This window comes from Streptomyces sp. NPDC059564, from assembly GCF_042735575.1.
Classification (GTDB): Bacteria; Actinomycetota; Actinomycetes; order Streptomycetales; family Streptomycetaceae; genus Streptomyces.
The window spans coordinates 1-12230 of sequence record NZ_JBHWBP010000237.1; the positions used below are offsets into that span (position 1 = coordinate 1).

The window sequence follows — 12230 nt, forward strand, 5'->3', positions numbered from 1 at the left end:
CCGCCCGGGCAGGCGAACGCGGCGGTGTCCCAGCCGGCACGGAGGGCTCCGGCCCGGTACGCGCCCTCGTAGAAGGCGAGTACGGCGGCCCGGGGGTCGCTCTCGGCGCGGACCGCCTCGTACGGGAGCACGGCGAGGTGGCTCCCGCCCCGCTCCACCCAGCGCGCCGCCGCCGGGGTGAGCGGCTCCTGCGCCAGGGCGGCGGGCTCGGGCGCGGTGTAGGAGTAGAACGCGGGCTCGGCGAAGGTGTCGTCCCCGAACCAGAACCCGAAGCTGATGACCTCCCGCGAGTAGGCCTCCCGGGTGACGGGGTCGGCGGTGGGCGGCGGATCGACCGCGCGCCCGGAGAACCGGGTGTGGGCGATGTCGAAGGTGTGCCAGAAGACGTGCACCGGGCTGGCCTTCCCCGAGAAGCCGGCGGCGAACTCCTCCAGCAGCAGGGCCACTTGACTGAGGACCTGCCAGTAGCGGTGGGCGTGCGCGGGGTCGTAGACGGCGTGTTCGGTGTCCTCGGCGAAGGGCCGCGCGGTGTCGGGCAGGTCGTACGGCCGGGGCACGGGGATCTCCACCGGGACGTCCAGGGCGTCCAGCGCGGCGAAGACCCGGTCGTGGAAGGTGGCGACGGACTGCCCGACGAGCGGGAAGGAGTCCGTCCTGCCGTCGAGGGTCGTGACGACCAGCCGGTGGTCGACGAAGTCGAAGTCGACGGTGAAGACCGGACCACCGTCGGCCAGCCCCGTCGGACGGGTGGTGATCCCCCGGCCGGTGAGGTGGAAGGGGACGTTCCACCAGTGGTTGCGGCGGACGCTCGCAGCGAGCCGGATCTTGCCGATGACCTGGGCGAACCGGTGCAGCGTCTCCTTGGTGTCCCGCCATTCGGCCAGCGGTACCGGTGGGAACAGCTCCATCACGGCCCCTCTCGTACGCGGCGTGCCGTTGCCGTGCGCTCGCCGTCCGGGCCCCTCCATGATGACCTCGGTCCGCGCGCACGGCACGTCGCCGGGCCGCGGCGGGGGCTCGCTACGCTTCCTCCGTGACCAGGGCAGAGGTGAGCCGTCGGCGGGTGACCGCCGCCTGGCTCGGGGCGGGCGTCGCGGCGCTGACCGGGTGTGCGGCGGCCGCCGGGCCGCCGCGGCGGCTGCGCCTCGCGACGGGGCCGGAGGGCGGTCCGTACAACGCCTTCGGCAAGGCCCTCGCGCGGGCCGTCGCGGCGAGCGGTGCCCGGCTGGAGATCGTTCCGGTGAGCACCTCGGCGAGCGTGGACAATCTGCGGAAGCTCGCCGACGGCACCGTCGAGCTGGCGCTGGCCATGGCGGACGTCGCCGAGGACGCGGTGCTGGGGCGCGAGCCGTTCGCCTCGCCGGTGGCGGTGACGGCGCTGGCCCGGACCTACGTGAACTACACGCACCTGCTCGTACCGGCCGACGGGCCGGTGCGGTCGGTGGCGGACCTCTCGGGGCGTCCGGTGGCGGCGGGCGCTGCCGGGTCGGGGGTACGGGTGGTGGCGGGCCGGGTGCTGCGCGCGGCCGGGCTGGGCCCGGGACCCACGGCGGTACGGGAGTGGCCGCTGGGCCTGGGCGCGTCGGTGACGGCGCTGCGCGAGGGGTCGGTCGACGCGCTGTTCTGGTCCGGGGGCGTGCCCACGGCGGCGCTGGCGGGGGCGGCGCGCGAGGTGCCGTTGCGGTTCCTCGCGCTGGACGGCTACGTGGGCGCGCTACGGGAGGCCTTCGGCCCCGTGTACACGGCGGTCACGCTTCCGGCGGCGGCGTACGGGCTGACGGAGCCGGTGGGCACCATCGGCGTCGGCAACTACCTCCTGGCCCGTGACGGCGTACCCGTCGACTCCGTGCGCGAGCTGCTCACGGTGGTGTTCGACCGGTGGCGGGACCTGCTGCGGGACGTGACGGCGGGGGCGCGGCTGGAGCCCCGGTTCGCCATCTCCACCGGGAGCCTGCCGCTGCACCCGGGGGCGGTCGCGTACTACCGGTCGGTCTACGGCTGAGCGGTCAGGGGCAGGTGCGGGGCCTTCACCGGGCCGGGAGCCGGAGCTCGACGACGAGGCCGCGCGGCGTGTTGCCCCGGACGCCGAGGCTGCCGCCGCTGAGGCGGGCGATCTCGTCGGCGATGGCCAGTCCCAGTCCGCTGCCGGGTACGTTCTGGTGCTCGGGGCAGCGGGCGAACCTCCGTAGCAGCAAAGGGAGTTGTTCCTCGGCCACGCCCGGGCCGTCGTCGGTGACCCGTACGACGGTCCGGCCGTCCGCGCCGCGCTCCGCGTGGACCTCGACGCGGCCGTCCCGGGGGACGAACTTGACGGCGTTGTCGAGGAGCGAGTCCAGGATCCGGGCCGCCGCGTCGGGCAGGGCGCGGGCCCGCAGGTCCCCGGGGTGCGGGCCGGTGAGGGTGAGTACGAGGCCCGCGGCGCGGAAGACCGGCGTCCAGGCCGCCACCCGTTCCCGTACGGCGCGGGCCACGTCCTGCTCGACGGGATCGGCCGTGCCGGACTCCACCCGTGCCAGGGCGAGCAGGCCGTCGAGGAGCTCCTCCAGGCGTTCCGCCTCGTCGAGGGCCCGGGAGTGGTCGTCCCTGCCGGGGCCGGGGGCCACGTACGGCTCGATGTTCTCCAGTTGGAGCACCAGGGTGGCCAGCGGGTTGCGCAGTTGGTGGGAGGCGTCGGCGACGAAGTCGCGCTGGCGGCCGATGGAGTCGGTCATGGCCTCCGCCATCGTGTTGAACCGCTGCCGCAGACGCCGCAGTTCGGGCGGGCCGGTGTCGGAGACGGCCCGTGTGCGCAGGCTCCCGGCGGTCAGTCCCCCGACGGCCCGGTCGAGGTCGAGGACCGGGCGCATCAGCCAGCGCGTGATGCCCGTCGCGACCAGGGCCGCCGCGGCGAAGGCGGCGAGGGCCCCGGCGGCGATGAGCGACCAGCGGACCGTCACGTCCCGGCGGGCGGCGGTGGTGGGCACGGTCAACAGGACGGCCCCGCTGACCCGTTCGTCCCGGCCCACCGGTTCGGCGAGCACGACGGTCCGCGGGCCCCAGGGGCGCAGGGTGGGCAGCCGGTCGGTGGAGCGGCCGGTGAGGGCGCGGCGGGTGGCCTCCTGCGCCGGGGAGCCGGTGCGGAAGGGCTCCGCCCCGGCCCGGGCGATGGTCGCGCCGGCCGTGTCGACCACGACGACGCCCGCTCCGTACAGCTGGGCGTACCGGCCGATCTCGGCGTCCAGTTCCGCCCGGTCGGCGTGGGTTCGGATCCGGTCGGCGAGGTCGGCGAACCGTACGGCGTCCGAGCGGCGTTGCAGGAGCAGGTGCTCGGTCCGTCCCCGCGCGTAGGCGTCCGCCAGCGGGGCGCAGAGCAGCAGCGCCGCGGTCCCCATGAGCACCATCAGTACGGCGAGGAGCCTGCGTCTCACGACTCGCCGTCCCGCTCGTGGCGTGCGGGCGGCGGGCCCAGTTGGTAGCCGAACCCCCTTACGGTGCGCACCACTTCGGGGCGGCCGGTCTTGGACCGGATGCCCGCCACGTGGACGTCCAGGGAGCGGGAGGCGGCGAGGAAGGCGTCGCCCCAGATCCGGTCCAGGATCTCCTCGCGGGAGTGGACCTCGTCGGGGCGGGCGGCCAGGAAGGCGAGTACGTCGAACTCGCGGCGGGTCAGCCTGACTTCGCTGCCCGCCACGGTGACGGTACGGGCGGCCGGATCGACCTCCACGTCCCCGGTGCGTACGGGCCGGCCGCCGCCGGGGTGTGCGGTGCCGGTGTCCGGGTGGCGGCCGGAGTGCCGGTCCGTGCGGCGGCGCACGGTGTCGATGCGGGCCATCAGCTCGGCCATGCGGAAGGGCTTGACGACGTAGTCGTCGGCCCCGGCCCGCAGCCCCTGGACGATGTCGCGCTCCTCGCAGCGGGCGGTCACCACGATCAGCGGCGCGTCGCAGACGGTGCGCAGCCGCCGGAGCAGTTCGAGACCGTCCAGGTCGGGCAGGCCCAGGTCGAGCAGCACGAACTCGGCTTCGCGTACGTGGCGCAGCGCGTCCAGGGCCCGGCCCACCCGGCGGACGGTGTGACCGCGCCGGGCGAGGGCGGTGCCGAGGGCCTGGGCCATCCGGTCGTCGTCCTCGACGAGCAGCGCGTGCATGGGCGGTTCCCTCGTGTGCCGTGACCCGTGACCGGGGACAGCAGCTTACGGGGGCCGCCGTCCCGGGTCACCGGGGCCGTCAGCGCGCGGCTTCGGCGCCGGCCGCGGCCCGCGGCTCCGGGTCCTCGGCGTGGCCGGCCTCCGCCTCGGCCGGGCTGAGGGTCGCGTCGCGGGTGTCCGGCATCAGGACGTAGGTGACGAGGGAGATGAGCGCGCAGCCGGAGACGTACCAGAAGAACATCTTCTCGTGGCCGCCGTTCTTGAACCACAGCGCCACGTACTCGGCGGTCCCGCCGAAGAGCGCGTTGGCGATCGCGTACGGCAGTGCCACGCCCAGGGCCCGCACGCGGGTCGGGAACAGCTCCGCCTTGACGGCCGCGTTGATCGAGGTGTAGCCGGTGACGATCACCAGGGCCAGCAGCGAGAGCCCGAGCGCGGACCAGTACGAGGACGCCGAGCCGAGGGCGGTCATGATCGGGTAGGTGCCGACCGTGCAGCCCACCGCGAAGGTGATCAGCAGGGGGCGGCGGCCGATCCGGTCGGACAGCATTCCGGCGAAGGGCTGGAGCACGGCGAAGAGGATCAGAGCGGTGAAGCTGACGAGGGTGGCGGTCGTCTTCGCCATGCCCGCGCTGCCGACCAGGTACTTGGTGAGGTACGTGGTGTACGTGTAGTAGGCGACGGTACCGCCGAGGGTGAGCGCCATGACCAGCCCGGCCTGCCGCCGGTGCTGCCACAGGGCCTTGAGGGTGCCGCGCCTGCTGTCGTCGTGGACGCCTGCGTGGCCGCCGTCCGCCGAGAGCTCCTGCGTGAACGCGTCGGTCTCCTGGAGCCGGCGCCTCAGCCAGAACACCACTCCCGCGAAGAGCGCCCCGAAGACGAACGGGATCCGCCAGCCCCAGCTCTCCAACTGGGCGGTGGTGAGGGTGTGTTGCAGGGTGATGAGGATGCCGAGGCCGAGCAGCTGGCCGCAGGTCATGGACACGTACTGGAAGGACGAGCCCAGTCCGCGCCGGCCGGGGGCCGAGGCCTCGGTGAGGTAGGTGGCGCTGGCCGCGTACTCGCCGCCGATGCTCAGCCCCTGGAGCAGGCGGGCGAGCAGCAGGACCAGGGCGCCGAAGTACCCGGCCTGGCCGTAGGTCGGGGCGACGGCGATCAGCAGGGCGGCGACGGACATCATGGTGACGGTGAGCGTGAGCGCGCTCTTGCGTCCGTGCCGGTCGGCGGCCCGTCCGAGGATCCACCCGCCGACGGGGCGCATGAGGAAGCCGACCGCGAAGATGCCGGCCGTGTTCATCAGCTGCGTGGTCGGGTTGTCCCCGGGGAAGAAGGAGTCGGCGAAGTAGATCGCGAAGCTGGCGTAGACGAACCAGTCGTACCACTCGACCAGGTTGCCGAGCGATCCGCCGATGAGGGCGGTGCGTCGCTTCCTGCGTTCGTCGGCGGGCGTGGATTTCGCCGCGACGGCGTTGTCGGGCATGGCGGCTCCAGAGGGAAGTCCCTGGTGGGAGGGGAGGAGTACCCCGGCGAGGGGGAGTTCCCCAGAGCATGGGGCCGCCTTCACGAGCGGACAAGCTCCGCCCCGCAGATCTAACGTCCCGCTAAGGAAGCCGCGCGGGAGGCGGCCTCGACCTGACCTCGGCCACCGCCGATCGGCGCACCCGAACGGGCCACGCTCCGGAACCGTCGTCGCGGCGGGCACGGAGGGCGGCCGGCGGCCGCATAATCTCCGCCAGGGGCGGCGAGACCGAGCGGACCCAGGCTTCTCCGCACCCTTCCGACTCTCCAGCGAACTGGGGGACCGAAGTTGATGACACATCTGATCCGGCGCACCCGTGCGGCGCTCGCCGTCACCGTCGTGGCCGGAGCACTGCTGACCGTGTCCGTGCCGGCCCACGCCGCCGCCTCGCCGCCGGTCACCGCCGCCGGCTCGTTCGTGATGGACGGCGGCACCGGGGCCACCCTCTCCTCCAAGAACCCCGACACCCGACGCCAGATGGCGAGCACCACGAAGATAATGACGGCCACGGTGGTGACCACCCTGCCCGGCCTCGACCTCGGCCGGAAGGTCACCGTCAAGCAGGAGTACCTGGACTACGTCTACCGGGAGGGCGCGAGCTCGGCCCAGCTGAAGGCGGGCGCCACCCCGACGGTCCGTCAGCTGCTGTACGCGATGATGCTGCCCTCCGGCTGCGACGCGGCGTACGCGCTCGCGGACACCTTCGGCTCGGGCACGACCATCGCGGCCCGCAAGGCGGACTTCATCGCGAAGATGAACGCCAAGGCGAAGGCGCTGGGCATGACCAACACCGTGTACGACACCTTCGACGGCATCTCGCCGACCGGCAACAACCTCACCACCCCGCGCGACCTCGCGAAACTCACCCGGTACGCGATGACCAACACCCTGTTCCAGGCGGTCGTGAGGACCACCTCGTACAGCTCCGGCGGCACCTCCGCGCTCGCGACGTGGAGCAACACCAACCTGCTGGTCCAGCCGCGTCCCACCGGGTATGGGTTCCCGGGTGCGATCGGCGTCAAGACCGGCACCGGCACGGCGGCGGGCAAGTGCCTCGTCTTCTCCGTGACCCGCAACGGCAAGACGATCATCGGTGTGCTCCTCAACGACGAGGAGCGCTACGTGGACTCGATGGCGCTGTCCGACTGGGCCCTCGGCCCGGCCGCCGGCTCCAAGACCGCGCTCCAGCGCGGCAGCACCGACCCGGTCCCGGACGTCCGCGACTGACCTGCCCTCACGCCTCCTGGCCCGCCGCGTCGGCATAGCGGCGGGCCAGGTGCGCGAAGGCCTCCCGCAGTTCGGGCGGGCCGATGACTTCGATGTCGGCGTCGTACCCGCCGATGGCCGCGGCCAGCCCGGGCCAGGACCACGAGCCGAGGACGAGCCGGCAGCGGTCCGGGCCGAGTGCCTCGACGATCCCCTCGCGGGTGTAGCGGACGACGACGTCGGCGGGGAGGCGGAGGATCACCTCCCCCTGGCAGGGCCAGCGCCCGGCGCCGTCGGAGCCGCGGAACCGGCCGGCCACGAAGGTGGCCACGTCCGCCACGGGCAGGTCGCGCGGAGGGAAGCGGGGGCCGGTGGGGGTGCGCGGGGTGATCCGGTCGGCCCGGAAGATGCGCCAGTCCTCGCGGTCGAGGTCCCAGGCGACGAGGTACCAGCGCCCGGCCCAGGTGACGAGGTGGTGCGGCTCCACGCGGCGCGGCGGGGGCGCGGTCCTCTCGGCGTCGGTGGCCGGCGGGGTGGAGCCCGGGTAGTCGAAGCGGAGCACCTCGCGGGCGTGGATGGCGGCGCTGAGCGCCACGAGCACGGCGCTGTCGACCTGCGGGCCCGGCCGGGGCGCTGGCCGCTCCAGGGCGGTGACCCGGAAGGTGTCGATCCGGCGGCGCAGCCGGGCGGGCATGACCTGCCGGACGGTGTTCAGCGCGCGGGCCGCCGCCTCCTCGATGCCGGCGCCACTGGTGGTGGCGGTCTGGAGCGCGACGGCGAGGGCGACGGCCTGCTCGTCGTCGAACAGCAGCGGGGGCAGCTCCGTACCCGCGTCGAGCCGGTATCCCCCGTCGGGGCCCTTGACGGCCGCGATGGGGTAGCCGAGCTCGCGCAGGCGCTCGACGTCACGGCGTACCGTGCGCGCGCTGACGTCGAGCCGGGCGGCGAGGAGCGCGCCGGGCCAGTCCCGGCGCGCCTGGAGGAGGGAGAGCAGCGACAGAAGTCGCGCGGAGGTCTTCTGCATGTCGCCCATGGTGCCGCGAGAAGCGGACACGTCCTGACCGCTGCTCCTGCGAGTGTGGCCGGGTGACGGATCCCGTCACGACGTGTGCGGAGCAGCGAAGGGGACGGCATCACCGTGAAGACCGATCAGGACGACCGCGTCGGCGTCGGGGGCGTGGCCCCATGACCGTTCTCGGCCCCCGGGCGCTGGGCCGCGCGACGCTGGCCCGGCAGCTGCTGCTCGACCGCGCCGACCTGCCCGCGCTGGACGCCGTCGCGCACCTGGGCGGTCTCCAGGCTCAGGAACCGCAGGAACCGTTCGTCGGGCTCTGGTCGCGGCTGCGCGGCTTCGACCCGGCGGAGCTGTCGGGGCTGCTGACCGGGCGGAGCGTCGTACGGACCCACCTGATGCGGCGCACCGTCCACCTGGTCACGGCCGAGGACGCGCTGGCCTGGCGGTCCCGCCACGACGCCATGCTGCGGCAGCGGGTGCTCGGGGTCCACCGCCGGGAGCTGGACGGGGTGGACCTGGAGGAGCTGGCGGCGGCGGGCCGGGCGGTGCTGGCCGACGGTGAGGCCCGCTCGATGAGCGAGCTCGCCCGGGCGGTCGCCGGTCGCTGGCCGGCGCCGGGGCCCCGGGCGCTGGGCGAAATGCTGGTCGCGGCCCTCGTCCCGGTGGCGCAGCTGCCGCCGCGCGGGCTGTGGCGCACGAAGGCGCCGGTGCGCAACCTGCCGCTCTCCGCCTGGCTGGGGCGGGAGGCCGACCCTCCCGCCCCCGACGGCTCCGACCCGGTCGGGGAGGCCCTCGTACGCCGCTACCTGGCCGCCTACGGCCCGGCCGCCTCGGCCGACCTGCGCGCCTGGTGCGGCCTCGCGGGGCTCCCGGCGGCGGTGGCCGCGCTGCGCGAGGAGCTGGTCGCCTTCCGCGACGTACGGGGCCGGGAGCTGCTGGACCTCCCCGGCGCACCGCGCCCGGACCCCGACACGCCCGCGCCGGTGCGCTTCCTGCCGGCGTTCGACAACGCGGTCCTCGGCTACCAGGACCGCGGCCGGATCATCGACGACACCCACCGCGGGCTGTCGGTGGCGGGCGAGCGTGTCGTCCTGGTCGACGGCCGGGTCGGCGCGACGTGGCACGTCGAGGCCGCCACCGTCGCCGTCACCCCGCTGCGCCGTTTCTCCCGGGCCGAGCGCACGGCCGTGTCCGAGCAGGGCCGGGACCTGGCCTCCTTCCTCTCCGACGGGGAGAGCACCCGCGTACGGGTGGCCCCGTCCCCTCCGTGAGCCCGTCGGGTGCGCGGTTGACCAACGGGCTCTACCTCTCGGTAACTTGATCCCGTACGCAGGGAATCGACGAGGGGAGTGCGCCGGTGGCGGACCACGGATTGACCGGCTTCACGCGGGAGACGTTCACCCACGACGGGGTGAGCCGGCGGCTGTTGCGGCGCGGCACCGGCCCCGCGGTGATCATCATGGCGGAGATCCCGGGCATCACCCCCAAGGTCCTGGCGTTCGCCGAACGCGTGGCCGAGTCCGGGTGTACGGCCGTGCTCCCGGTGCTGTTCGGCACGCCCGGGCGGGACCCCGATCCCGCCACCCAGGGCTGGGTGAGCGCCGGGCGGACCCTGGCGTCGGCGATGTGGGAGGTCTGCGTGAGCCGGGAGTTCACCCTGCTGGCCACCGGCCGGAGCTCGCGCGTCGTGGGGTGGCTGCGCGCCCTGGCCGCCGCCGAGCACGAACGCTGTGGCGGTCCGGGGGTCGGCGCCGTCGGCATGTGCCTGACCGGCGGATTCGCGCTGGCCATGGCCACCGACGAGCGCCTCCTCGCCCCCGTCCTGTCCCAGCCGTCACTGCCGCTGCCCTGTACGGCGAGCCGTGCGGGCGGGATCGACATCAGCCCCGGTGAGCTGGCGGTCGTCCGGCGCCGCTGCGAGCGGGACGGGCTCCAGGTCATGGGGCTGCGGTTCCGCGGCGACCGGCTGGTCCCCGGGGACCGGTTCCGCTACCTCCGGCGCGAGCTCGGAGACGCGTTCGTCGCCGTCGAACTGGAGGACGAGGCGGCGAACCCCGAGAGCGTGATGCCCCCGCACTCCGTCCTGACGGAGCACCTCGTCGACGAGCCGGGACAGCCCACCCGGCAGGCGCTGGAGGCGGTGCTCGACCTGTTCCGCACCCGGCTGCTCACGGAAGGGCCGGGCAGAACCTCCTGATCCGTCCCGTCCGTGGGGGCTGACGCGGCGCCGGTGAAGTGCCACGATGATCGGTGCCTCAAAAGAGTGCCGGAGCGTGCGCCCGGGAGCAGTGGCGGCGCGCGCACCGGCAGCCCTACGCCATGAAGGGGCGGACACCACATGAGCGTTACACCGTACGTATCGTCCTTAGGCAGTGGTCAGGGCATGAGCGACGACGCGGAAGTGCGGCTCTACTACCGCCGCAAGACGCAGGAGATCCTGCACAAGTACGGCCTGGGCCCGCGCGTGCACTTCCACGTGGGGCTGTTCCCCGACGGGTACCGTCCACCCGCCACCGTCTCCCTGGGCGAGCTCAAGCAACGCCTCGTCGCCTCCCAGGAGTTGATAGTCGAACACGCGGCCCGTTCCTGGGGCGCGTACGAGAAGCCACCCCGCCGGGTCCTCGACATCGGCTGCGGCCTGGGCGGCACCTCCCTGTACTGGGCGCAGGCCCACGGCGCCTCGGTCACCGGCCTCACCGTCGCCGCCGAACACGTCCCGCTCATCGGACACTTCGCACGGCAGGCGGGGGTCGGCCCGCGCGTCAGCCCCGTACTGGGCGACGTACACGAGCTGGACGACACCCACGCGTACGACGCCGCCTACGCCAACGAGAGCAGCGGGTACACCGACCGCCACCGGCTGTTCGAGGTCGTCGCCAAGGCGCTGAAGCCGGGCGGATGGTTCGGGATCCAGGAGCACTTCGTGTGCCGCCCCGAGTGGGGCGAGTTCATCGACGGCTACTACCGGACGCGGCTGGGCACGCGCGAGGAGTACCTGGAGGCGGCCGGGGCGGCCGGATTCGCGCTGGAACGGGACGAGGACGTGACCGACGCGGTGGCGGAGTTCTGGATGCAGTCCATGGCCTGGAACACCGCCGAACTCGACCGGCTGCGGGCGGGCGGCGCGCCCGCGGCCTGGAGCCGCCAGCGGCTCGGCGAGTCAACGGTCGCGCACAGCAAGCTGTTCCGGCTCTGGCGCGACCACGCCGTGGAGACGCGGCTGCTGCTCTTCCGGACGGGCGGCGGCCGATGACCGCGACGGCGCCACCCCCGGCCCCCCGCCCCTCGCGGCTCGGTGGGCAACTGCCCGCCTTCTACTGCCCGCTGGAACGCGACCTCGTCCATCCCGACGCGAAGGAGCTGGAAACCCGGGCCGTCGCATGGCTGGACGCCTTCGGCCTGTACCCCGATCCCGTCGAGCGGGCGTGGGGGCTCGCCACCCACAGCGCCGACTTCTCCTGCCGCATCGTCCCCGAAGGGGACGCGGAGGCGCTCCTGCTGTTCATCGAGTGGAACTACTGGGCCAACGCCGTCGACGACTGGCAGGACTCGGGCGCGGGCGAGGTCCGCACGGCCGCCGTCGCGGAACACGGCGTACGGCTGCTGCGCACCATCGAGGACCCGCACGCGGCCGTACTGCCCGACGGCCCCGTGACCCGGGCGCTGGCCGACCTGGTGCACCGTACGCACGCCCTCCTGACCCCCTTCGAACTGCGCAGATTCATCGAGGGGACCCGGGACTGGCTGCTCGGGGCCGCCTGGCAGGCGGCCCGGGCGGAGGCCGGGGGCATGCCGGGGCTGAACGACTTCGCCGCCATGGGGTCGCTGGCCAACGGCACCCGCTTCTCGCTCACCTGGTCCGACGTCGCGCGCGGGATCCGGCTGCCCGCGGACGTCCTCTACTCCCCCGCCCTCCAGGCGCTGACCGATGCGGCGGGCTTCGTCGTCAGCGCGGACAACGACCTGTTCTCCTACGACAAGGACGACGATCTGGAGCCGTGGGAGGTGAACCTCGTCAACGTCATCGCCCACCAGGAGCGCTGCTCGCCCGCCGAGGCCGTGCCCCTGGCGGTGGCCCTGCGCGACCGGGTGATGAGCCTGTTCCTCAGACTCCGCACCCGGCTGGCGGACGGGGCGGACTCCCCACTGGCCCGGCACCTGGAGGCGTTGGGCCAGTACGTCGCGGGCTCCATCGCCTGGCAGAGCCGGGCCCCGCGGTACGCGAGCCCGCGCAACCGTCACGCCCTGCCCGTCCCGGAGGCACGGTTCGGCATCCGGTACGCCGACACGCCGAGCGATCCCTCGACGCGGGCCCCGGCGCTGCCCGCTCTCGCCCGGTGGTGGCGGCAGGCCGGGGCCTGAAC

Annotated in this window: 11 protein-coding genes; 6 read left to right on the top strand and 5 right to left on the bottom strand. The window is 74.0% G+C overall.

The window, feature by feature from the left end:
• Positions 1 to 908: DUF5996 family protein (locus tag ACFV0Q_RS29410; protein ID WP_385009395.1), on the bottom strand; the 908-nt coding region annotated here is incomplete at its 3' end.
• 125 nt (positions 909 to 1033) lie between these two features.
• Here ACFV0Q_RS29410 and ACFV0Q_RS29415 point away from each other — a divergent pair.
• Complete coding sequence (locus ACFV0Q_RS29415) at positions 1034 to 2002, top strand: TAXI family TRAP transporter solute-binding subunit (RefSeq protein ID WP_385009396.1); 969 nt, start codon at positions 1034 to 1036, stop codon at positions 2000 to 2002.
• Between the two features lie 25 nt (positions 2003 to 2027).
• Here the strand turns inward: ACFV0Q_RS29415 and ACFV0Q_RS29420 are convergent, their stop codons facing one another.
• From ACFV0Q_RS29420 to ACFV0Q_RS29430, 3 genes are all read right to left on the bottom strand, one after another.
• Entirely contained in the window at positions 2028 to 3407 is a 1380-nt protein-coding gene (locus ACFV0Q_RS29420) for an ATP-binding protein (RefSeq protein WP_385009397.1), read from the bottom strand.
• Complete coding sequence (locus tag ACFV0Q_RS29425) at positions 3404 to 4126, bottom strand: response regulator transcription factor (protein ID WP_385009398.1); 723 nt, start codon at positions 4124 to 4126, stop codon at positions 3404 to 3406. Before ACFV0Q_RS29425 ends, ACFV0Q_RS29420 begins: the two co-directional genes overlap by 4 nt.
• A 79-nt stretch (positions 4127 to 4205) precedes the next feature.
• On the bottom strand, positions 4206 to 5606 hold the full coding sequence (locus ACFV0Q_RS29430) for an MFS transporter (protein WP_385009399.1): 1401 nt from the start codon (positions 5604 to 5606) through the stop codon (positions 4206 to 4208).
• Positions 5607 to 5936: 330 nt separating this feature from the next.
• On the opposite strand from ACFV0Q_RS29430, the gene ACFV0Q_RS29435 reads away from it, so the two are divergent.
• Positions 5937 to 6872, top strand: a complete 936-nt coding sequence (locus tag ACFV0Q_RS29435) for a D-alanyl-D-alanine carboxypeptidase family protein (RefSeq protein WP_385009400.1) — start codon at positions 5937 to 5939, stop codon at positions 6870 to 6872.
• 7 nt (positions 6873 to 6879) lie between these two features.
• Here the strand turns inward: ACFV0Q_RS29435 and ACFV0Q_RS29440 are convergent, their stop codons facing one another.
• Entirely contained in the window at positions 6880 to 7875 is a 996-nt protein-coding gene (locus ACFV0Q_RS29440) for a helix-turn-helix transcriptional regulator (protein ID WP_385009401.1), read from the bottom strand.
• A gap of 161 nt (positions 7876 to 8036) precedes the next feature.
• Here ACFV0Q_RS29440 and ACFV0Q_RS29445 point away from each other — a divergent pair, with 161 nt between their 5' ends.
• The 4 genes from ACFV0Q_RS29445 (at position 8037) to ACFV0Q_RS29460 (ending at position 12228) form a co-directional block, all read left to right on the top strand.
• On the top strand, positions 8037 to 9137 hold the full coding sequence (locus tag ACFV0Q_RS29445) for a winged helix DNA-binding domain-containing protein (RefSeq protein WP_385009402.1): 1101 nt from the start codon (positions 8037 to 8039) through the stop codon (positions 9135 to 9137).
• Between the two features lie 86 nt (positions 9138 to 9223).
• Positions 9224 to 10063 carry a dienelactone hydrolase family protein gene (locus tag ACFV0Q_RS29450; protein WP_385009403.1) on the top strand — a complete coding sequence of 280 codons (840 nt, stop codon included), beginning with the start codon at positions 9224 to 9226 and terminating at the stop codon, positions 10061 to 10063.
• 186 nt (positions 10064 to 10249) lie between these two features.
• Positions 10250 to 11119 (top strand): SAM-dependent methyltransferase, encoded by an 870-nt coding sequence (locus tag ACFV0Q_RS29455; protein WP_385009404.1) that lies wholly within the window; start codon positions 10250 to 10252, stop codon positions 11117 to 11119.
• A complete protein-coding gene (locus ACFV0Q_RS29460) occupies positions 11116 to 12228 on the top strand; it encodes a hypothetical protein (RefSeq protein WP_385009405.1) in 1113 nt (370 codons plus the stop codon). Before ACFV0Q_RS29455 ends, ACFV0Q_RS29460 begins: the two co-directional genes overlap by 4 nt.
• Positions 12229 to 12230: the final 2 nt, after the last annotated feature.